The following is a 21376-nucleotide window of genomic DNA, read 5'->3' as shown; positions in this document are numbered from 1 at the left end:
TCTGTCTTCTTAATTCCCTTTATTCAACAAAATGGCTGGTCAGAAAACGGAGAACGTTTTCCAGCCAGCCACATGATTATTAAATATTATGAATCGCGTTCCAACAGCATAGGCCTTTGTCTGACCGGTATACCAATAGAGAAGGTCGTTCCATAGCCAAATGAACTGCTCACCTGAATCGTACCCTCATGAGCTTCAACGATGTTTTTGACAATAGCTAAGCCAAGACCTGTCCCTGTTGTCCCTGCCCTCGTTCTTGCTTTGTCAGCCTTGTAGAATCGTTCGAATACGTAAGGAATATCCTCATGCGGGATCCCTTGTCCGTGATCCTCCACATGAATCCAGAGCCGTTCCTCTTTGCCTTCGCTTAACCGCAACGTTCGGATTACAATCGCTTGATCTGCTTGTGAGTGCCTTAACGCATTGTCCAGTAAGTTCGTGAGTACCTGCTCCAACCGATCTTCATCTGCCGAAGGCAAAATGGAAGGTTCCGCTTCACATATAGCGGAAATCGGAATCCCCCGCTCCTTGGCAATAACGGCATATTTACGTACAACACGCTGGACTAGCTCGTTAGTATCCACTTCCGCCCAGTGCAAATGTATATGTCCGGCTTCCATTCGAGCCAAATCGAGCAAATCCTTTACCAATCTGCCCATCCGTAAAGACTCATCATGAATCACTTGTACCAATTCCTGACGTTCTTCCGGCGTGGCTGCAATATCGTCCAACAGCGCCTCGCTGTAACCTTGAAGCATAGAGAGCGGCGTACGAATTTCATGAGACACATTCGCAACAAAATCTTTGCGCAGCTTCTCTAAGCGCACCTCTTCCGTTACATTCCGCAGCACTGCCACAACACCACGAACACGATTCGCATTGTACAACGGTCCCATCACGACAGACCAGACTTCCTTCTGAACATGAACCCGCTCCGTCACTTCAACGGCTTCGGATAACACTTTAAGGTAGAGTCTTCGCAGCGGGCCTGGTACGGCAGATGCAGGCTGATCATCCTCAAAATCATCCCATTCAATGGCATTCCATGAGGATAAGTTTGCCTGACCATGCGGATTGGCCAACAAAACATTCCCATTTGCATCAAACGTAATGACTGCGTCCGTCATACTTCTTAAAATACTAAACAGATGCTCTTTCTCTTGATGCAAATCCTGAATCAAAAAATTAAGTTCCTCCGCCATATGATTAAACGTGCTGGACAACTCGCCAAGCTCATCCGAGGAACGTATCGTTACTCGTGATGAATACTTGCCTTGACGAATCGTATCCGCAGCTTGCTTTAATTGTCGAAGCGGTTGTGTAATTTTCGTAAACAGAAAAAAAGCAAAAAACGTCGTTAACGAAAATCCGATAATGCCCGTATAGACAAATAGCTGCTTGATATCATTCGGATGTGTAAAGTTACTGTCAATATACGGCAATAAGTAAAAACCTAAAATAAGCAGTATACACGCAACAAGACCAATAATGGTCATCCACAACTTCCCAACAACACTGCGCCAAAATTTCACGTTATTTAGGCACCTCTAGTTTGTAGCCGACTCCCCAGACGGTTGTAATCATGGATGCAGCTTCTGGTGATACTTTATTCAGCTTTTCACGCAAGCGCTTCACATGGGTGTCCACTGTCCGCAAGTCACCGAAAAATTCATAGTTCCATACGTCTTTCAGCAGTTCCTCCCGCGAGAACACTTTATCAGGCGACACTGCCAAATAATGAAGCAATTCATATTCCTTAGGTGTCAGACTAATCTCCTGACCTCCGGCAGACACACGATGCGCATCGTGCTCGATAATAAGATGCGGGAACACAATGTTGTTGCTTGTCTTCGGATCATTGGTCAAGAAAGCCGTCGCTGAAGAACGACGTAGAACCGCTTTCACACGATAAATGACCTCGCGAGGACTAAATGGCTTCACCACATAGTCATCTGCCCCGACTTCAAACCCTTGAACTCGGTTCATCTCTTCCCCTTTGGCTGTCAGCATGATGATTGGTGTGGCCTTAACCTGGCGCAATCGAGTGCATACTTCCATCCCATCGATACCAGGCAGCATCAAGTCAAGAAGAATCAGGTCATAATCGTCGCCGGTTGCTTTACGCAGCGCTTCCTCACCATCTTCGGCCTCATCAATATCGAACCCTTCTTTTTCCAGATACATTTTTAGCAGACGCCGTATCCGTTCCTCATCATCCACCACAAGGATGCGGTTCACTTGTTCGGACATGCGCGATTCCCCTTTCCAGATCGAAAACATGTGTATTGTTGTATTCTAAGTATAAGTCAGGTTACTCTATACACCTGCATAAGAATGTAAACCAGAAATAATAAGATTAACCCCTAGCAGCGTAAACATTACAATAATAAACCCAATAACGGACAACCAAGAAGACCTCGTTCCTTGGAAACCTCGAGACAAGCGAAGGTGTAAATAGGCACTATAACATAACCAAGTAATGAGCGCCCACACTTCCTTCGGGTCCCACGCCCAGAATCGTGACCAGGCAATCTGAGCCCAGATCATCGCAAATACTAATCCGCCAAGCGTAAAAATAGGGAAACCAATCGCATTGGAGCGATAACTGATCTCATCCAGATCATCAGGGTCCATCCCGCGCAGCAGCGGCTGAATTCTCTCCGCTATCGGCTTGCGTATAAGAAGGCGTATGAGCCCATATAACAGTAAGCCGCCTATAATGGACCAGACGGTTGTATTGAGCTTACGAGCAGCTTGCACACCCTTCATCCAGTCTGGCGCTTCCATTAACGGCAGCTGGATGCCAAGCAGGGGATTAATGTCTGCAGGCTCACTGTTCAATGGCGCTATAAGCGGCGGCATCGTATACACAGTTGATTCTATTTTACTATTAATTTGGCCCTGCTTGTCAACTTCTTCGACACGTTGATGGATTGTCACTTCATAACCCGCGCCACGATAACTGAACACTACTGCCGTAAAGCCGATAATGACAACGATCAGCACCATAATCATTTCCAGCCACACCTGCGGTTTTCTTGGTGCATCGGGTGCCCAATTGACGCACCGAATCAAGTGCATTAAGCCGGCAATAAATCCGATGCCAAAAAAAGCGTAGCCAAGCGCAACCATCGTCACGTGAATTTTTAGCCATACCGAATCTAGTTGTGGGATTAGAGGCTGCACTTCACTAGGAAATACGGAAGCGTACGCCATAATAATGAAAGCAAGCGGCACCGCAAATACCCCTAGCACCGGAGAACGATAAATAAGATACATCACAATAAACGCACCGATAATCATCATCGACAGGAAAGACATAAATTCGTACATATTACTTACGGGTATATGTCCGCCACCGATCCAGCGTGTAATAAAGTAGACGATCTGTGCAGCTAGACCAATTAGCGTAATAACAAACGCAATTATTCCCCATCTGCGCTCGTGTACAACGCGATTCGCCTTTTTCTTGTGACCAGCCATCGCAAATACAAACATAATAAAAGCAATACAGAATAAGAAGAATGCAATTAGATATGCGTCCTGACTAATTTCCAATAACAGCTTCACACCTTATTCCCCCCACGGTCAATCGCCTTAGCGTCCACTTCTAATTGTGTAGCCTGCAAAATACGAGCTACTTCATTACGTAATCCAAACCAATTCTTATTCGTATGCGCTCCAAGGAGCAACTGTTGATGTTCAATTCTGATCCATATACGACGATGCTGCCAATAGAAGCCCATAACAAGTCCGATCATACTGATCGTTGCTCCTACCCATACAAACGGCATCGCTGTATCTTTACGAATATTTAAGTAACTGGTTGATTCTGAGATGGATACGTCATTCATAGATGCTACTTCAATCCGAAGTTTCTTCATGATGTCACGATTAATGGCCTCTTCCTGAAAGCGAACTTTATCTTTCTGAAGTGGGAAATACATATAGGGCTCGCCACTTTCCGGAAGATTGGGACCTTTAATGACAAATACAAACGCTGGAGCATTTGGCTCCTGACTCTTCGTCATCGGTGTCCCCTTCTCATCAAGCGCAAAATCCAAATACTTTTCCCTCAGCTCCAGTGTATAAGGCCCCACTGTATACTGAGTCTCGGTATTGGACATTTTCACATCAAAAGAGCCGAATGATTGTCCGGTTTTCTGGTCTTTTAGCATCGGCTTGACGGAAATTAGCTTAGGAGTCAAGTCAAAGTCATACTGATACGCCAGTATACCGTCATATTCAAACGGGTCATTAACGCGAATATCGTATTTTGTCACTTGCTCTAGCTTAGGCTCTAGTACAGGGTCGTCACAGTTGCTTACACAGCGGAACAAGGTTGCTTTTGTCTCAAACAGCTTTGGCATCACTCTGCCTTCTTTCACAAACTGTTCGGGCATTTCCTTATCGCTGTAATATTCCACTGTAAAATGATCATTTTGTAAATAATAAGGGGTGTCCGGGATCGGTCGCGGCTCCCCTTGCGGAAAGGCTGCATAATATTCCATATGCCATCCGGGAATACTTCGGGCAAGCACCGCGAGCAAAAATATAATTAGGCCAATATGGTTAATATAAGGCCCCCAGCGGCTAAAACGATTTTTTTCAGCCATTAAAGCGCCATCATTTTTGGTGATGCGATATCTTTTCTTTCGTAATGCTTGCTCCGTATCAGACAGCCACTGCTCTGTATCTGTCGTTAACTCGTGTTCATATACGATACGCTGCCGTTTCAAAAATTGATCATGCTTCCTTACCTTTTGCTTATGCAGCGCACGATAAAGCGGAAGCACCCTGTCAAGACTACAAATAACGAGGGAGGAACCAATCATCACTAGCAACGTAATAAACCACCATGACTCGTATGTATGCGACAAACCTAACAAATAGTAAATATGACCGAGTGTACCGTAAGTAGTTTTGTAATATTGTGAAGCATCCACATTTACAAATTGGCTCTCTTGAGGATAAATTGTCCCAAGCGAAGAACCAACTAACGTGATGACGATCAATATAACAGCAATTTTGACAGAAGAGAAAAAATTCCAGACAGAATCGATGAGCCCAGGACTTGCTTTTTGCGACTTTCGCGCAACCCCGTCATACCGCATCTCCAGTATCGAATGATTGCTGTCATCGTCATACAAGGGCTTGCCACACGCTTCACACAGCACAGTACCTACTGCATTTTGATGGCCGCATTCACATTTTGTATTTTGAAAAGATGTTAGTACCACAATTTGCTCCTCCCTGGCAACTTAAGATCCGATCATCTGCTTAATGTAAGTATCCAGCTCTTCAGCGGTTACCTCCCCAAGCTTGATCGCATGAACTTTGCCATCCGGGTTTACAAAAAAAGTGGTTGGCAGCGGACGAATGCCAAAGGCTTTGGAGGCAGTCTTCTTACGATCTAGCCACATCGGAAAATGAACTCCCATTTGACTGACAAAGTTGTTAACGACCAACTCATCTTCTCCATAGTTAACACCTATAATGTCTACACCTTTGTTCTTCCACTGGTCATATGCACTTTGCAGAGCAGGCATCTCCCGCTTGCACGGCTCGCACCAAGAGCCCCAAAAGTTCAGCACAACGGCTTTACCTTTGAGGTCCGACAAGGTACGTACCTCTCCATTCAACTGCTGAAGCTTAATATCGGGGACACGACTTCCAACTACAGGAACTTCTTCAGACTTAAATAAAGCAGCGCCGATCGCTGAACCGCCAAGCACAACAATAAATGCGAGAATGACGATTTGGACGACTTTGTTCCTTTTCCCCATAGCATATCGTCCTTTCTATGACTTTTTTCACATCTAGGCGGTTGACTTGCAACAATTTGATTACACCATTAACGTCCATTATAATCCAACACAAGTCGGCCATTTCTTCCTCAATATGAAAATTATGTGTCATAGACTGTACGAAACTTCCTATTTATCACCAGATATTGTCTTAATCGACTGTTTCAGTTCATTTATTTCAGATTTCGTCAGCAAGCGGTGCTTCCCACGTGCTAATCCGTGCAGCGTTATGTTCCCGAACTGAATCCGTCTTAAACGAATCACTTTGTGGCCGATTGCTTCAAACATCCGGCGAACTTGTCGGTTACGACCTTCATAAATAATGATACTGATCGTGGCTTCATTCTTCTCCAGATCGACGTCATGGTATTCCACTTCTGCGGGCTGAGTCATGCCATCTTCCAGCATAATACCGTGCTTAAGCTTCTCTAATGCATCACCGTGGGGAACACCTTTAACCGTTGCCCAATAGATCTTGCCCACGTGATGACGAGGGTGTGTCAAGCGGTTAGCCAGCTCGCCGTCATTGGTAAACAGCAGCAAACCCTCTGTGTCATAATCAAGTCGACCAATCGGATACACACGAGTTTTGATGCCTTTAATAAAGTCTTTTACTGTCTTGCGACCTTCGGGATCAGACATACTCGTAATGACTCCCTTAGGCTTATGAAGAGCAACGACGATTTTGTCCGCTTGCGCCAACTTGTTAATCGGACGTCCATTAACGGTAATGATGTCCTTGCGAGGATTCGCTTTAATTCCAAGCGTTTCTACCGTCTCGCCATTAACTTGCACCTTTCCTTCAAGAATATATTGTTCACACTTGCGGCGTGACGCAACACCCGCGTTTGCCATAATTTTCTGTAGACGTTCTTCCATTTGTGTCATTCACCTCACAACTATGATATCCGTTTGTGAACGATACCACAAGTTAATCGTTCAAAAACTTGTCGAAATACAAAACAAAGGGCAAACTCCCGCTTTACAAGGAGTTTGCCCGATCTAAAATCGGATATAAATGCCTAAATTAATCTACTTGTTGCTTTATGTAAATATAATCATACAAATAACGATTGCTGCCACAAAACCAACCATATCCGAAAACAGTCCCACCTTTAGAGCGTATCTGCCTTTACGTATGCCTACAGCACCAAAATAAACAGTTAAAACATATAACGTCGTATCCGTACTCCCTTGTATCGTAGATGCGATGCGACCAATCAATGAGTCTGGACCAAACGTTTTAATGAGATCTGTTGTAAAAGCTAACGAGCCCGCACCTGTAATAGGGCGCAAAAACGCAAGTGGCATAACTTCGCCAGGAACTCCAAACAGATCAAGGAGCGGTCTCATCAAGCTCACAATCCAATCCATTGCTCCTGATGCCCGAAATACGCTAATCGCAACCATCATACCAACAAGAGTAGGAATAATATTAATGGAGGTTTGGAAACCGTCTTTTGCTCCTTCTACAAACGACTCATATACCGGAACTCTTTTAAAGTATGCATATAAAGGAATAAATACGATAATAGCAGGTATCGCCCACGTCGATATCGTAGAGATTAACGCGTACACGGATATCCTCCCTCTCTTCAAAAGTATCGGCGTTGCTCAAGTTCTAACCAGCCGCTGCTTGATCTTGTTGAGGTAGTGAAGGTACAATCGGCGGCGTATGCCTGCTTCTGTACCAACGATCCGCCAAAATAGCAGCTATCGTAGCAATAATGGTAGCTATTAACGTCGTTCCAACAATTTCGGCTGGATGGGCGGAACCAAAATTCATCCTGATGGCAATTAATGTTGTTGGTATTAACGTAATGCTGGAAGTATTGATAGCTAGCAGTGTACACATCGCAGGAGAAGCTACGGACTTGTCCGGATTAATTTTTTGCAGCTCCTGCATCGCACGAATGCCCATCGGGGTCGCGGCGTTGCCAAGGCCAAGCAAATTAGCACTCATGTTGGACATAATAAAACCCAATGCCGGATGATTACGCGGCACATCAGGAAACAAATATCGCACAATAGGGCCGAGTAGCTTCGCCAGTCTTTGCAGCAGCCCTGCATCCTCAGCTATTCGCATCATCCCCAACCAAAATACCATGATGCTAATTAAACCAAAGCTGACACTAACTCCTGTTTTAGCACCATCAAATACGGCTTCAGTTACGACCTCCACTCGTCCTTGCGCCGCAGCGGCTACAAAGCCAACTACTAGCATAAAGATCCAGATGACGTTAATCATAAATATCTACTCCCCCTGTAACCCCTTAATCTATGTTCCCAGTCGAAACAATTCAACGGCTACAGTTTGAAAATGTTGCAGCCAGGCTTGCTCTTGAACGGCCTTCGCTTCCTTTTGAGAAATTCGGTCTATATCTGCAAAAGATGCTGCTTGCCCCGCCCCGCTTCGCTGTATTGTTGGTTGTGGTGATTTTGCCGTTTCGACGAGCGGCACGCTTCCTATTTCCACATCGTGCAACAACACTTTCAAATGCCCTCGGTACCCTAATTTATAATCAAGGCTGTCCTGCTCCAGCAAATCAACTTTGAAGGTTGTGTTCGTACGCTCTTGCTCTGACAATGGATACCTCCATTCCCGAACCGTCTGCAACGGATACCCTTCCACTTTCTGACTTTTTTCTATTAACGTATAAATAGGGTATGAGGAAAAGCCATAATCCAGCATCTTTTCGTGATCCACCCAATCTGATCCATCATTTAACGTCACAGCAGCCAACTGCTGTCCATTGCGTGTTGCAGAACTTACGAGGCATCGTAAAGCCTGCTTCGTGTAACCCGTCTTCACTCCATCTGCACCTTCATACAAACGAAGCATTTTATTTTTGTTTGCCCATTTGTAATCCCATTGATCGTTAGGATTCGGAGCCACCTTGACTTTCGTTTTTACAATTTCACGGAAGGTAGCATTTTGCAACGCATACGCACTTAATCGTGCTAAATCATTAGCCGTTGTGTAGTGTCCAGGCTCGTCCAAACCATGTGGATTACGAAATTGTGTATGTTCCAGACCTAGTTCTTCTGCCTTTTGATTCATTAAATATACAAAACCTTCTTCTGATCCCCCTACATGCTCTGCGATGGCAGTAGCCGCATCGTTACCTGATCTAAGCATTAATCCGTAAAGCATATGATGTAGTGACATTTCCTCGCCTAGCCGTAAATAAATAGATGAGCCTTCTTTTGCATATGCTCGTTTGCTTGTCTTTACTTTCGCCTGCAATTTGCCTGCTTCAATGGCTACAATTGCTGTCATAACCTTGGTTGTACTAGCCATCGGCAGTTCTTTATCTCCATTTTCACTATGCAGAATTCGTCCAGTAGTTACGTCAATAAGCGCTGCCGCCCGTGCATTTGTGTCAGGCTTGGCGACAGGGTTCTTTTCTTGCTTTATTGGCTGCTCCTGCAATGAAGTGATCCTGTAGGACTTCGCATACCCTTTTTCGCTAATAAATAAAGGGAGTATCGTCATGCAAAGTAAGGTTAAACTAAGCAAAATGCTGTTCCATTTGGATTTGGTTTGCAACATATAATCCTCCTTCATCTTCCAGACACCCCTACGAAGTTACTCCATATGTATGCATGCAAACTGGCAGGTATGTCCAAGCACTAACATTAAACTTTAAATGAATAAAAATGTAATCGTGAAGCAATCAGCAAAAAGCGCCAATTCGCACTGCGCGGCATCCGCTTGAAATGCATCGGACATGTGCGGCGGTATGCAGCAATTGACGCTATACTAGTTAATCCGTCATGGGATGATAATGTCATCCGACGTTGGCTTCTCTTGTTTGCTTGGACGCTTAAACATCGCTTCAATGCGGTCGATGACATGCGGTGCAGAGTCAATTAATTTTTCTAGCAGATGCGTCTGATTGTCCACTGATACCACTTGTACGCCATGCTTTCCTACTACTAAAAAAGCAATTGGATTGATGTACACACCGCCCCCGCTTCCGCCGCCAAACGGCTTCGTATGGTTTTGACCGCCAGCATGCTCACCACGATGGTCGTCTTTACTTTCCACGCGGAAATCACTACCACCAGCAGCAAAGCCGATTCCGACGCGGCTAATCGGCAAAATGATGCTTCCGTCTGGTGTCTGCACCGGATCGCCAACTATCGCGTTAACGTCAACCATAGCCTTTATATTTTCAAGGGCGGCCCTCATGAGGCCTTCGATTGGATGATCCGCCATGGCCTTAATCCTCCTTCTACCCGCATCATGCGGTATATAAGCACAAGAACTGCTCCTATAGCTTGTGACACCCGAATACGGCTTATACAAACGACACGAGTGGAAAAGTATGGAGTATTAAAATGGGGGACCACTTCAACGTGCGGCCTGTCTATAAATCGAAAATAACGTGTCATCAGCCCTGTCGCAACCGTAGTTGCACTCCATGTCAAACCTGACAAAATGGCTGTATCAGGTGCTCGTCCCGCTCCAACCTCAGTATCCCATACAAACTGAGTCACTTTAATTTTGAACAACGTTTCTTTGAGCCACTGTGTGATGCCGTAAATATGCTTTTTCCACAAATCCACCCAATTAATAGCCCTTCTTATTTTTTGCTTGTTGACATTATCCTGATAACTGCCAGCATGACCTGTACCAAAGTTATCTTTATGCTGCACACCTAATTGAAATCCCTCCCCCATTCCTTTAAATTGGATGGACTTTATCTCATAACGCCAACGTATAATACCATGCCATACCCGTATGCCCACCCATATTCGCTCATATCGACCCGATTTATGAAAAAGCAGTTTAACTTCAATATTGGACATCAACATACTGATCACAAGCAAAAGAAAAAGAACTACCAATAGTAACACGATAAACGTCCACATATTCACGAAAAACACCTTCCTTTTCCATCCTAACCGTATTATGACCCTGCTGCTTGCTTGCCATTCGTCTTTTTCATTCCTGATAAACATGTTCACAAATTAAAAAAAACGAATTCATTTCTCTCGAATGATAGATTTTATCGTCAGGTCTGGTATGCTTTAATTTGGGAGACTATTCGGGTAGTCTCTACAATTAAGCATGAGGAAAGGAGCAAAGGATTCATATGTACAACGTTGTAAGCCTTTACAAACCGGGAAGAAAAGTCGATTTAGGGAGGGATGTATTTTATGAACCATAGGGGACAAAGCAGCCTGCATTTCAAAGAAACCGATCTACCTGGCATTGGACGCAAATATAACCTACGCACGCGAAGTGGAGAAAACCTAGTTATCGTTGTCCATCACGATCAGCGTTACGATTTGTTCCAGATGGACAATGAAGATGGTGATAACATGTTGTCCATGCTGACGCTTGATGAAGAAGAAGCGAAAGCACTTGCCCTCATAATGGGCGGCATCTCTTATATGCCAGAGCAAGAAAAAGAACGGGAAGTCATGCTGGGCGGCCTGCTTATTGAATGGCTTCGCTTGGCCCCTCAATCCTTATGTCTTGGCAAAACGATTGGGGAATTAAATGTTCGCCACGTTACTGGCGCTACTATTTTGGCTGTCGTTGAACATAACAAGACAACACTAATCAATCCTGGGGCGCAGTACAAATTTGTCGAAGGGCTAACGTTGGTCGTGGCGGGAGAACGAGCACAAGTAAACCAATTAAAACAACTACTCGAGAGCGGAAAGTTATAGCCTATGGAAATGCTCATATTTGAAATAGGTGTTGCGCTCGCACTTATAACCATGACTGGACTGCTTTCCGCCAAGCTGCGCTTTTCCGTCATTCCCTTTTACATCTTGATTGGGATGGCCGTTGGTCCACATGCTCCTCATTTCTGGATTATTGATCTTCGTTTTATTGAAAGTTCGTCTTTTATCGAGTTTATGGGCAGGCTCGGTATTTTATTTTTACTGTTTTATTTAGGTTTGGAATTTTCAATTGCCCGTCTGCTCAAATCAGGGAAAGCGATCTTGGCAGGAGGCGTCTTTTATATTGTTTTAAACTTTGTATCCGGATTAATAATTGGCTGGATGTTTGGGCTGCCGTTAAAAGAAACTTTAGTTGTATGCGGGATTATGACAAGCTCTTCAACTGCAATTGTTGCTAAGGTGCTCGTCGATTTAAAAAGAACGGCCAACCCGGAAACCGAAATTATTATGGGTATGATTATGTTTGACGATTTGTTTGTTGCAATTCATATTTCCATCTTAACAGGCTTAATTTTGAGCGGTGCGACTTCTTTCCTTAGCGTGCTGCTGATCTCAATCACAGCGTTGCTATTTATAGTCTTGTTTTTGTACTTGGGAAGAAAAATTATAAAGTACATTGATGTCGCCTTAAACGTAAAATCATCAGAACTATTTTTACTCATTATTTTAACTTTGCTCTTTATGGTCGCAGGGTTCTCAGAAACATTACACGTAGCTGAAGCCATTGGGGCGTTAATGATTGGGTTAGTTCTGGGGGAGTCCAGACATGTAAAACGGATCGAACAACAAGTGATGCCGCTGCGTGATTTTTTTGGCGCACTGTTTTTCTTTAGTTTCGGTCTTACTATTGAACCGTCTTCTTTAGGTGGGGCGATTGGTATGGTACTGATTGCTGTTGTGCTGACGATTATTGGCAATCTGACAGCTGGAATAATTGCAGGAAAGATTGCAGGCACTTCACCAAAAGCATCCTTAAACGTTGGACTAACACTTGTGTCACGCGGCGAGTTCTCCATTATTATGGCTAACATTGGGAAAGCAGGCGGCTTGCTTGCTTCAGTGCAATCTTTTGCGGTGCTGTACGTGTTAATTTTGGCTGTCATAGGGCCACTGCTGACCAAAGAGTCCAAAAACATTTATGACGGTTATGTACGTCTTCGACATTTCTTAATCCGTAAGAAGAAAGCAGCTCCTGACCATACCGAATAACAACATGTGAAACGATATCCCTTCCCGACAGGCGCTATGTTGTAGGACCATGAACCGGAGTTTAAACGAGCAAGTAGCATCCAATACTGCACATCAGAGATGGTAGTGCATGCTACTTGCTCTTTGTTTCTTAAATATTCTGACAAATTTAAACCTATCTATTCATTTTAAAGCGGCATATCCGTACAAACTGACCAATTTGCTGTATTTAACGTCTGTCCCGGCTCCATGTAGTGACCCTGAATATGAAGCTCTGCCAGCTTCTCTACAAAAGCACGGCCATCTTGACGAATAGGCGGAAACGTATTGTAATGCACAGGAACCACATGCTTCGCCTGCACCCATTGCGCAGCTTGCAGCGCGTCTACAGGGTCCATCGTAAAGAAGCTGCCGATCGGAAGAAAGGCAATATCCGGCTTATATCGTTCACCGATTAACTTCATATCACTAAACAAAGCTGTATCACCCGCATGATATATCGTAATCCCATCTATTTGCAGTACAATGCCGGCAGGATTACCCAAGTACACATTTTGACCGTCAACCGAGAAAGAAGAGCTGTGCAGCGCAGGAACCCACTTGATATGACCAAAAGACAACTCTGCGCCCCCACCCAGGTTCATCCCGATCGTTGAGTGAACACCTTGCTTGGACATAAAGTCAGCTAATTCAACGATCGCCACAACGGTTGCATCATTGTGGTTAGCAATTGCCGCGGCGTCTTCAATATGATCTCCGTGTCCGTGTGTCAGCAGAACAGTATCCACTTGAATATCTACTGCCTGAACAGTTGTGGATGGATTACTGGTCAAAAAAGGATCGATAATCAAACGATGCTTGTCGCTTTGAATTTCCACACAAGCATGACCGTGGAATGTAAACCGCACTATTTATCGCCTCCTACATCTTCAATAGTTAACTGCCTGCCTTCTAACTTCTCGAACAACAGCTGAGTTTCCTCCTCCAAGCCTTCTGTACGTTCAAATTCTGACGCCTCTGGCAGCTCGGATAAGTTAGACAACCCAAAATAGTCAAGGAAAGATTTGGTAGTTCCATACAAAATAGGCCGCCCTATCGCTTCAGCACGGCCTACCTCTTCAATCAGATCCTTGTTCACTAATGTTTGAATGGCACGATCGGATTTGACCCCCCGCACTTCTTCAATTTCTACGCGTGTGATCGGTTGTCGGTAGGCTACAATGGATAACGTTTCGAGAGCGGCTTGTGACAACGATGAGCGGGACGGTGAATAAGCCATACGTTCAAAGTAAGGCACATGCTCAGGCAGCGTCGTTAGGTGGAACATACCCGCAATTTCCACCAATTGAATACCACGCTTGGCACGTTCCAAATCCCCTTTCAAATCATGTAACGCCTCTTCCACCACCTCAGCGCGAATTTCGGTAATTTCGGCCAATTGCTTTAAACTTAGCCCTTCTTCACCGACCATAAATAACAAGCCCTCAATAATCGACTTCAACGTCTGAAATTCCATCCGACTCCAACTCCCCGTGCCATTGAATCACAATGTCCTCAAATAATTGATCTTGGTAACAACGAATCTGTTTGAGCTTCATCAATTCCAACAAAGCTAAAAAAGTCACTACAATTTCATGCCGTGACATTTCCTGATGAAGCAAATGGGAAAACATTACTTTAGACCCTTTTCCCGAAGGCTTTAATATCGTAACGATGTCTCTTATCCGATCTTTGACCGATATTTCGTCACGGTGAATGGTAGCCACTTGTGTTCTTCTAACTGCCTTACGCAGCGCACGCTGAAAGGCTTGGATTAAATCGTCCACATGCAGCCCTTCCACCGGATTGCTTGGAGTATTCGGCAAAAAAGGTGTTAAATCTTCCGCTTCCTTTGAAAAGATTAAACTACGCTCCGTCTCCTTTTCGCGTAAATGTTCAGCTATTCCTTTGTATTTCCGATATTCTATCAGTTTTCGAATAAGCTCCTCACGCGGATCATACTCTTCTTCCTCATACTCAGGGAAGTCTTCCCAGTCCATGACGGGAGGCTTCGGCAGCAGCTGCTTCGATTTCATCGACAATAACGTTGCTGCCATAACAAGGAACTCGCTTGTCACCTCTAGCTCCAACTCATGCATGCTGTGTAAATATTCGAGATATTGATCTGTAATCTCACTAATCGATATATCCTGAATATTAATTTCAGCTTTATCAATTAGATGGAGCAGCAAATCAAGCGGCCCTTCAAACGATTGCAATTTATATGTAACGGACAACCGATAAAACCTCCTGAACTATAAAACAAATGTAGCACCCTAAAAAGGGTACTACATTAACTAAGCACTATTTTAACTGTTTCGTCAAGTTTGCCATCTCAATTGCAGTCGCTGCTGATTCCCAACCTTTATTTCCTGCTTTTGTTCCTGCACGTTCAATGGCCTGTTCAATCGTATCCGTCGTTAACACACCAAACACTGTAGGCACACCTGTCTTCAAGCCAACCTGTGCAACCCCCTTCGCTGCTTCATTACATACGAAGTCAAAATGAGGTGTCGCGCCTCGTATAACCGCCCCCAAAGTGATAACCGCATCATATTTACCGCTCTCAGCCATCTTTTGCGCAATTAACGGGATTTCAAATGCACCTGGCACCCAAGCGACATCAATTTCCTCTTCCTTAACGCCATGTCGCTTTAACGCATCCAATGCACCTGATACTAACTTGGATACGATAAATTCATTAAAACGTCCAGCAACGATCCCATATTTTAAACCTTCTGATACTAAATGTCCTTCGAATATGTGTGGCATGTAATAGCCTCCTCTTAAATTTAAGTTTATATGTTAGTATTTTCATTTTGCTCTACAACATCAAAAGTTAGCATGTGGCCCAGTTTAGCTTGCTTCGTATGCAAATAGTTGGTGTTGTCTTCATTAGCCGCCATTTGGATCGGAACCCGCTCCACAATTTTTAGCCCATAACCTTCTAACCCCTTAATTTTGCGCGGATTGTTTGTCATAAGCCGAATAAATCTCACACCAAGGTGTTTGAGCATTTGCGCCCCAATTCCATAATCACGCAGATCTGGTGCAAATCCCAATTTTAGGTTGGCATCAACCGTATCATAACCTTGCTCTTGCAGCTTATAAGCTTTCAGTTTGTTAATTAGTCCAATACCGCGTCCCTCCTGACGCATATAAAGCAGCACTCCTGTGCCCTCCTGCTCGATATTACGCAGCGCTGCTGCAAACTGTGGTCCGCAATCGCAACGGTGGGAATGGAACACATCACCTGTCAAACATTCCGAATGCACCCGCACAAGAATCGGCTGCTCGGGGTCAATCTCTCCTTTTACTAAGGCAACATGCTCTTTGTTGTCTACTTCATTCGTAAAAGCAACTACCCGAAACTGGCCAAAGTCCGTCGGCATGTTAACTTCAACTTCTTGCTTAACTAGATTTTCGGTTTCGTTACGATATTGAATAAGATCTTGAATACTAATTAGCTTCATATTGTGCGCTTTCTTGAATTCCACCAGATCTGGAAGACGCGCCATCGATCCGTCTTCTTTTATAATTTCACAGATTACACCTGCTGGAGCTGAGCCGCACATCCGAGCTAAATCAACTGCTGCTTCTGTATGACCTGCTCGTCTCAGCACGCCACCCTTTTTCGCGATTAATGGAAAAATATGACCTGGTCTTCGGAAATCTGCTGCTTTTGCAGTTGGCTCCATTAAAGCCAGTATCGTCTGGGACCGCTCATGGGCCGAAATTCCTGTAGAGGTACTCACATGATCAATCGAAACCGTAAATGCCGTCTCATGATTATCCGTATTGTGTGTCACCATCGGAGGCAACTCAAGTTCATCAGCACGTTCTGAAGAAATGGGCACGCATACTAGCCCACGCCCCTCAGAAATCATAAAGTTAATCACTTCGGGTGTTGCCATATCTGCTAATGCCACAAAATCGCCTTCATTCTCCCGATCCTCATCGTCTACTACAATGATGACTTTCCCCTGTTTTAAATCGTTTATCGCTTCTTCAATGGAATCAAAACGAAATTGGTTGTCCATAAGTAACCGCTCCTTTCCTGTCTAACGGATGTTGTATGTCTTGCTTATAAAATTAAATAAATCCATTTTCGGCTAAAAACGCAGCACTCATTGTAGACGACTTGGCAGATGTATTAGCTGTATTATGGCCTCTTGAGCCGGAACCATAACGAAGCAGATGCTCCACATATTTACCAACAATGTCACATTCGATATTTACGGTATCACCAGGCTGCTTTTTCTCCAGCGCAGTCTGAGCTAATGTATGAGGAATAATCGAAACCGCAAAGCCGCCCTCGTAGGCCTGAATGAGTGTCAGACTAATGCCATCAATAGTAATAGAGCCTTTTGGGATCATGTATCGTTCCAACTCAGACCCTTCTACTCGAAATTCAAACACAATCGCATTGGCGTCTGGTGTACGTCGTGTAATGACCGCAGTTCCATCCACATGTCCTTGAACGATATGCCCCCCAAACCGCCCATTCCCTGCCATCGCCCGTTCTAAATTAACGGGCTGCCCAGGACTCAGGTCTTTCAGATTAGTATGTCGAAAAGTTTGCGGCATAACATCAGCACAAAACGATGAATTGTCAAAAGAAGTCGCGGTTAAACAGACCCCATTAACGGCAATGCTATCGCCAAGTGTTATACCAGCAAGCACTTTGGAGGCTTTAATACGTAATACCATCGCTTCTCCACGTTTGGAAAGAGATTGCATCGTCCCAATTTCTTCAATTAGTCCCGTAAACATAGCTATTCCTCCTCTCTCTCTTGCTCATGCCGACCTGGCACGCCTTTTATGATGATGTTATTACCTAACACTTCGACGCTAACTTGTTCCAGACAATATGCATCACTCATCTTTGCAGGCCCTGGGAACATAAAGCTTCCTGGTGCATCTGGATGCCCTACTATTTTAGGAGCCATCATCAACACAACTCGGTCGATCAAGCCCGCTTCCAGCATCGAGCCATTCAGATGTCCTCCACCTTCCAATAATATGGAACTAATCTCGCGCTGACCGCATGCTGCTATTGCCTTTCGTACGTCCACACGTTTTCCTTTATTTATCCGAATAACCGTTACGCCAAGACGTTCTAGCGCAATGGCTCGCTCCTGATCCGCATTCATCGTTGTAAGGACCCAAGTTGGGGCCAACTGGTCCCTGACGACTTTGGCGTTCAACGGCAGACTTAATTGGGAGTCCACAATTAAACGGATAGGGTTCAGCCCTTGTACAGACAAACGAGTCGTCAAAGAGGGATCATCTTGTAATACCGTTCCAATGCCTACCATAATAGCTTGATGTCGGTGACGCAGTGTGTGCACCACTTCCCTTGCCTGCTCGTTCGTAATCCATTGACTGTGTCCTTCATGAGTCGCAATTTTGCCGTCCAATGTTTGCGCTGTTTTCAGTGTGACATAAGGTAATCCTGTCGTAATGTATTTGGCAAATGGCTCGATAATCCGCTCAGCCTCGGCGGCTAACACCCCCACCTTGACTTCAATAGCATGCTCGCGCAGCAAAGTTAAGCCACGACCCGCTACAACAGGATTAGGATCTGTACACGCAACTACGACCCGCTTTACGCCCGCCTCCATTAGTCGTAAGCTGCATGGTGGTGTCTTGCCATAATGACTGCATGGCTCAAGAGTCACATACGCAGTTCCACCATCAGCACGTGGTCCCGCCATCTGTAAGGCATGAACTTCAGCGTGGCCCTCACCGCGCTTCAAGTGCGCTCCCATACCAACAATTTGACCGTCATTTACGATAACGCAGCCCACAGCAGGATTGATGCCAGTCTGGCCGACTATCCGTTCTGCTAGCCCAATTGCAAGCTTCATATAAAATTCATCGTTTATTACGGTGTGCATAACATCCTCCTTGACTAGAGCTGCTTAACGAATTGGGAATGAAATCATAAGAAGTTGGCGCCTAACAAGCTAAAAGCGGTCAATTTGCTTCCTTTCACTCGTTGATCTTAGGATTCCATGAACAGCAACATTCATGTACGGCTTACACCTCCAAGCACTTAATCACACGGCTGTAAAAGAGCGAGTAAAAACAAAAAGCCCTCCGGATAACCTCCGAAGGGCGTATAGGAAATGTATAGACTCAGGTATATATTCTCTCCCACAATAAAGAAGTCCAACATCCACGGATGGACAAAAGGATTGATCGTATCCTCACAAAGGATACACCGATATAAACTTCCATATCCAGAAAACCGAAACACGGAAGCATCCTGCTTTAATTATTGTGAAAAAAAACACGTTGCATAGCTAAATAAAAGGCTGCTCAGCTATATGTCTTTAAAAAGGATACAACTGTCCCCATCATAAAGCTACATCCTGACTCCCTTCTCCCATCCAGACTATACTGTCGGCTCTGGAGTCTCACCAGATCCACCGCTTGAGGTTATCCTCTTACGGGTCACGGACTAAGAATAAGCTAAGCTCATTCAACACCGCCGGTCGGGAATTGCACCCTGCCCTGAAGGTTTGTCAACGATATGAAAATGTATATGTTCAATCTAGTTATTATGGAATTAGTGTATCATCGACCTGGAACATTTGCAACTATTTGAAATAATCAGTTATGTTACATTGGAAGATTACATTCTATTGACTAAAGTATACCGTTCTTCCCCTTACGAATGGATTCGTTTCTCCCCCGTAATTTCTTGGATAGGTTTAATGTTTTGCGTGAACTCCAATGTGCCTTTATATTCCCCTGCCGCATTTCGGACAGCAAAGTAACGAATGAATACATATTTGTCCCTGAACTGAATCCAAAAATCTTCTGCTTCTTTGCGTCCAGCTTTAAAGTCCTCCAGCAGTTGATTAACGATGTGGACACTTTGCGGTGGATGGCAATTTTGGACCGTACGTCCGATCACGGACGGAGTACGCGTAAATATACGATCTTTGCCGTGGCTGTAATAACGCACAACATCGTGCTCATCAATAAACGTCAGGTCCACCGGCAGATGGTTCATCATCAGCTCCAGTTGAGCCACGGATAATACGCCTGTTTCCATGCGTATAACTCCCTCTACTAATTCACCCGAATCCAACTGCTCGCGTGCAGGAACCCAAACCCCACTCGGCTCAGTTAGGAAATATCCGATCTGCTCGCTCTCGGCTGCAATTCGAACCCATTCGTCTTCAGTTAACGTCTGCATCGCCATTGGAAATAATATATTTTCCTCTTTATAGATCATCTCGTTAACTTCTTGTATTATATGGTGCAGCAATTCAACTATTGCTTGCTGGCATCCGCTGCCTGCTACATAGGCTTCTAATTGCCGCCCTACGTCTTTTAGCAGCAAACGAATGTTATCGTCCACTCCCCACATCACCTGTGTCGGTCCAAAAATACCGTATTTCTCCAAATAGGGGAACAACAAATTTTCCTTACGACTGTAATGCTTGTCTATTTCCTTCAACTGTGTCAGGTCTTCGAGCAGCTTGCTTTTATGGTGCTCCTGATCATCCTTAGCAAATCGTTCTGTATGAAGCACAAGCTTAAATTGAACCAGTTGTTCCAACTCACGGTTCTCCCGCTTAAAGGTATGAATCGGGTGGCCCACTTCCTCCGTAGCTGCTGGCTGATGAATGTCTTGAATCGATCCTTTAAATACGGCGGTATGGACAGAACAAAGCCGCTGTACCTCTGCCACCGGAATGCCTTCTTCCTGTATTAACGCATGTTCCAAGGCAGATATTTCTGCCACGGTGACGTCCCCAACAGCTTCCTCAAATTGACGCTTAACGTCGTCAGCACTTTTACCTTCATGAAGCTGCTTAATGATATCCTTTAACAATTGCTGACGCATGCTATTATTTAATCGATCTCGTTCCCGATTGTTAATGATCTCACTCATACGTATACAGCTCCTTTCCAATGACCGTATAACCCGCTTGTTCAAAGGCTTCTATAATAATACCAATGGATATCCCTTTACATTTGGCGCCTTTAGGAATGGTCATCGCACGGCCCGCCGTATTACGAATGATCGGATTTGCAATTTGATCAAACCCCAACTGCACCATAATCGAGACGATCTCCTCATTTGCTTCGCACAATTCATATATACTTTTACCTAAATCCACTGAGGATGTACCCAACCTAATCACCCCATTTTTAAAATGAGAATTCTTCTCAAAAGAAATGTAACACAGGATGAGCAGCTTCCTTGTGATTACAATCACTTTTTAACAAAAGGAGATGTTAGTCGCTTAACACAAAAAAACCGTGTCCCTGTCCCCAGGAATACGGGCTATGTACACTCATATAGGCAGCATATCTTTGCGCTCTGCGATGGGCTGGCACTGTCTACATGCTCCAACCACTGATCCATTATGATCTGCATAAAATATAAGCTTGTTAGACTTTTGTTTGCAATAGGAACATTTCTGACTGCCCTGCTGCATGGCCTTATACCTATTCATCGACACGATATTGTGATTCGCTTTGCGACTTTTAAAGCGCCGCAGTACAACATATACTGTCAGGGCAATGACTATAACAACTGCTACGATACTATAAAGCAACCTTTACACCTCGTTTCAGCGAAAATCCTAAAGGAGTATTTCCTTATCGCTGCTTCA

General features: G+C 44.5%; 23 protein-coding genes and 1 riboswitch. Of the genes, 2 read left to right on the top strand and 21 right to left on the bottom strand.

Annotated elements, in window-relative coordinates:
* Positions 1-86: 86 nt before the first annotated feature.
* From H509_RS0105600 to H509_RS0105550, 11 genes are all read right to left on the bottom strand, one after another.
* The gene (locus tag H509_RS0105600) at positions 87-1532 is read right to left on the bottom strand and encodes a HAMP domain-containing sensor histidine kinase (RefSeq protein WP_028544219.1); all 1446 of its coding nucleotides are present in this window, start codon (positions 1530-1532) and stop codon (positions 87-89) included.
* Between the two features lies 1 nt (position 1533).
* A complete protein-coding gene (locus tag H509_RS0105595; protein WP_028544218.1) occupies positions 1534-2250 on the bottom strand; it encodes a response regulator in 717 nt (238 codons plus the stop codon).
* 66 nt (positions 2251-2316) lie between these two features.
* The gene (gene ccsB / locus H509_RS0105590) at positions 2317-3570 is read right to left on the bottom strand and encodes a c-type cytochrome biogenesis protein CcsB (protein ID WP_425414218.1); all 1254 of its coding nucleotides are present in this window, start codon (positions 3568-3570) and stop codon (positions 2317-2319) included.
* Complete coding sequence (gene resB / locus H509_RS0105585; protein ID WP_036696328.1) at positions 3567-5240, bottom strand: cytochrome c biogenesis protein ResB; 1674 nt, start codon at positions 5238-5240, stop codon at positions 3567-3569. Before resB ends, ccsB begins: the two co-directional genes overlap by 4 nt.
* Before the next feature lie 21 nt (positions 5241-5261).
* On the bottom strand, positions 5262-5786 hold the full coding sequence (gene resA, locus H509_RS0105580) for a thiol-disulfide oxidoreductase ResA (RefSeq protein ID WP_028544215.1): 525 nt from the start codon (positions 5784-5786) through the stop codon (positions 5262-5264).
* Positions 5787-5936: 150 nt separating this feature from the next.
* Positions 5937-6686, bottom strand: coding sequence for a pseudouridine synthase (locus H509_RS0105575; RefSeq protein ID WP_028544214.1), 750 nt, complete (start codon positions 6684-6686; stop codon positions 5937-5939).
* A gap of 165 nt (positions 6687-6851) precedes the next feature.
* On the bottom strand, positions 6852-7385 hold the full coding sequence (locus tag H509_RS0105570) for a spore maturation protein (RefSeq protein WP_028544213.1): 534 nt from the start codon (positions 7383-7385) through the stop codon (positions 6852-6854).
* Positions 7386-7428: 43 nt separating this feature from the next.
* Positions 7429-8055 carry a nucleoside recognition domain-containing protein gene (locus H509_RS0105565; protein ID WP_028544212.1) on the bottom strand — a complete coding sequence of 209 codons (627 nt, stop codon included), beginning with the start codon at positions 8053-8055 and terminating at the stop codon, positions 7429-7431.
* Between the two features lie 30 nt (positions 8056-8085).
* Positions 8086-9360 (bottom strand): D-alanyl-D-alanine carboxypeptidase family protein, encoded by a 1275-nt coding sequence (locus tag H509_RS24360; RefSeq protein ID WP_084159095.1) that lies wholly within the window; start codon positions 9358-9360, stop codon positions 8086-8088.
* A gap of 222 nt (positions 9361-9582) precedes the next feature.
* The gene (gene ytfJ / locus H509_RS0105555) at positions 9583-10029 is read right to left on the bottom strand and encodes a GerW family sporulation protein (protein WP_028544211.1); all 447 of its coding nucleotides are present in this window, start codon (positions 10027-10029) and stop codon (positions 9583-9585) included.
* Positions 9999-10685 (bottom strand): DUF2953 domain-containing protein, encoded by a 687-nt coding sequence (locus H509_RS0105550; RefSeq protein ID WP_036696457.1) that lies wholly within the window; start codon positions 10683-10685, stop codon positions 9999-10001. Before H509_RS0105550 ends, ytfJ begins: the two co-directional genes overlap by 31 nt.
* A 288-nt stretch (positions 10686-10973) precedes the next feature.
* On the opposite strand from H509_RS0105550, the gene H509_RS0105545 reads away from it, so the two are divergent.
* Both H509_RS0105545 and H509_RS0105540 read left to right on the top strand, forming a co-directional pair.
* On the top strand, positions 10974-11492 hold the full coding sequence (locus tag H509_RS0105545; RefSeq protein ID WP_036696325.1) for a cation:proton antiporter regulatory subunit: 519 nt from the start codon (positions 10974-10976) through the stop codon (positions 11490-11492).
* A gap of 3 nt (positions 11493-11495) precedes the next feature.
* Entirely contained in the window at positions 11496-12719 is a 1224-nt protein-coding gene (locus tag H509_RS0105540; protein ID WP_028544208.1) for a cation:proton antiporter, read from the top strand.
* Positions 12720-12886: 167 nt separating this feature from the next.
* Here the strand turns inward: H509_RS0105540 and H509_RS0105535 are convergent, their stop codons facing one another.
* From H509_RS0105535 to H509_RS0105490, 10 genes are all read right to left on the bottom strand, one after another.
* Complete coding sequence (locus H509_RS0105535; RefSeq protein ID WP_028544207.1) at positions 12887-13606, bottom strand: metal-dependent hydrolase; 720 nt, start codon at positions 13604-13606, stop codon at positions 12887-12889.
* The gene (gene scpB / locus H509_RS0105530; protein ID WP_028544206.1) at positions 13606-14214 is read right to left on the bottom strand and encodes an SMC-Scp complex subunit ScpB; all 609 of its coding nucleotides are present in this window, start codon (positions 14212-14214) and stop codon (positions 13606-13608) included. The genes H509_RS0105535 and scpB overlap by 1 nt, the downstream gene beginning before the upstream one ends.
* Positions 14183-14974 (bottom strand): segregation and condensation protein A, encoded by a 792-nt coding sequence (locus tag H509_RS0105525; RefSeq protein ID WP_028544205.1) that lies wholly within the window; start codon positions 14972-14974, stop codon positions 14183-14185. Before H509_RS0105525 ends, scpB begins: the two co-directional genes overlap by 32 nt.
* Positions 14975-15041: 67 nt before the next feature.
* On the bottom strand, positions 15042-15509 hold the full coding sequence (ribH, locus tag H509_RS0105520) for a 6,7-dimethyl-8-ribityllumazine synthase (RefSeq protein ID WP_028544204.1): 468 nt from the start codon (positions 15507-15509) through the stop codon (positions 15042-15044).
* 26 nt (positions 15510-15535) lie between these two features.
* Positions 15536-16777, bottom strand: a complete 1242-nt coding sequence (locus H509_RS0105515) for a bifunctional 3,4-dihydroxy-2-butanone-4-phosphate synthase/GTP cyclohydrolase II (RefSeq protein ID WP_028544203.1) — start codon at positions 16775-16777, stop codon at positions 15536-15538.
* 52 nt (positions 16778-16829) lie between these two features.
* On the bottom strand, positions 16830-17510 hold the full coding sequence (gene ribE, locus H509_RS0105510; protein ID WP_028544202.1) for a riboflavin synthase: 681 nt from the start codon (positions 17508-17510) through the stop codon (positions 16830-16832).
* Positions 17511-17512: 2 nt separating this feature from the next.
* Complete coding sequence (ribD, locus tag H509_RS24355; RefSeq protein ID WP_036696321.1) at positions 17513-18637, bottom strand: bifunctional diaminohydroxyphosphoribosylaminopyrimidine deaminase/5-amino-6-(5-phosphoribosylamino)uracil reductase RibD; 1125 nt, start codon at positions 18635-18637, stop codon at positions 17513-17515.
* Between the two features lie 479 nt (positions 18638-19116).
* Positions 19117-19268: riboswitch (FMN riboswitch) on the bottom strand.
* A 145-nt stretch (positions 19269-19413) separates the two neighbouring features.
* Positions 19414-20649 (bottom strand): DUF438 domain-containing protein, encoded by a 1236-nt coding sequence (locus H509_RS0105500; protein ID WP_028544201.1) that lies wholly within the window; start codon positions 20647-20649, stop codon positions 19414-19416.
* A complete protein-coding gene (locus H509_RS0105495) occupies positions 20642-20893 on the bottom strand; it encodes a DUF1858 domain-containing protein (protein WP_084159084.1) in 252 nt (83 codons plus the stop codon). The genes H509_RS0105500 and H509_RS0105495 overlap by 8 nt, the downstream gene beginning before the upstream one ends.
* A gap of 162 nt (positions 20894-21055) precedes the next feature.
* The gene (locus H509_RS0105490) at positions 21056-21319 is read right to left on the bottom strand and encodes a hypothetical protein (RefSeq protein ID WP_028544199.1); all 264 of its coding nucleotides are present in this window, start codon (positions 21317-21319) and stop codon (positions 21056-21058) included.
* Positions 21320-21376 lie beyond the last annotated feature (57 nt).

Origin of the sequence: Paenibacillus taiwanensis DSM 18679 (genome assembly GCF_000425125.1) — a bacterium.
GTDB lineage: Bacteria > Bacillota > Bacilli > Paenibacillales > Paenibacillaceae > Paenibacillus_B > Paenibacillus_B taiwanensis.
The sequence above is the reverse complement of the archived record's forward strand: the minus strand, read 5'-3'. Positions and strand labels throughout refer to the sequence as shown.

Excerpts from the sequence above, each read along its gene's own strand:
- ribD (WP_036696321.1), bottom strand. The coding sequence starts at position 18,637 with ATGCACACCGTAATAAACGATGAATTTTATATGAAGCTTGCAATTGGG.
- ribH (WP_028544204.1), bottom strand. The coding sequence starts at position 15,509 with ATGCCACACATATTCGAAGGACATTTAGTATCAGAAGGTTTAAAATAT.
- H509_RS24360 (WP_084159095.1), bottom strand. The coding sequence starts at position 9,360 with ATGTTGCAAACCAAATCCAAATGGAACAGCATTTTGCTTAGTTTAACC.
- H509_RS0105515 (WP_028544203.1), bottom strand. The coding sequence starts at position 16,777 with ATGGACAACCAATTTCGTTTTGATTCCATTGAAGAAGCGATAAACGAT.
- H509_RS0105565 (WP_028544212.1), bottom strand. The coding sequence starts at position 8,055 with ATGATTAACGTCATCTGGATCTTTATGCTAGTAGTTGGCTTTGTAGCC.
- ytfJ (WP_028544211.1), bottom strand. The coding sequence starts at position 10,029 with ATGGCGGATCATCCAATCGAAGGCCTCATGAGGGCCGCCCTTGAAAAT.
- scpB (WP_028544206.1), bottom strand. The coding sequence starts at position 14,214 with ATGGAATTTCAGACGTTGAAGTCGATTATTGAGGGCTTGTTATTTATG.
- H509_RS0105540 (WP_028544208.1), top strand. The coding sequence starts at position 11,496 with ATGGAAATGCTCATATTTGAAATAGGTGTTGCGCTCGCACTTATAACC.
- H509_RS0105575 (WP_028544214.1), bottom strand. The coding sequence starts at position 6,686 with ATGGAAGAACGTCTACAGAAAATTATGGCAAACGCGGGTGTTGCGTCA.
- H509_RS0105545 (WP_036696325.1), top strand. The coding sequence starts at position 10,974 with ATGAACCATAGGGGACAAAGCAGCCTGCATTTCAAAGAAACCGATCTA.
- ribE (WP_028544202.1), bottom strand. The coding sequence starts at position 17,510 with ATGTTTACGGGACTAATTGAAGAAATTGGGACGATGCAATCTCTTTCC.
- H509_RS0105550 (WP_036696457.1), bottom strand. The coding sequence starts at position 10,685 with ATGTGGACGTTTATCGTGTTACTATTGGTAGTTCTTTTTCTTTTGCTT.
- H509_RS0105500 (WP_028544201.1), bottom strand. The coding sequence starts at position 20,649 with ATGAGTGAGATCATTAACAATCGGGAACGAGATCGATTAAATAATAGC.
- H509_RS0105595 (WP_028544218.1), bottom strand. The coding sequence starts at position 2,250 with ATGTCCGAACAAGTGAACCGCATCCTTGTGGTGGATGATGAGGAACGG.
- resA (WP_028544215.1), bottom strand. The coding sequence starts at position 5,786 with ATGGGGAAAAGGAACAAAGTCGTCCAAATCGTCATTCTCGCATTTATT.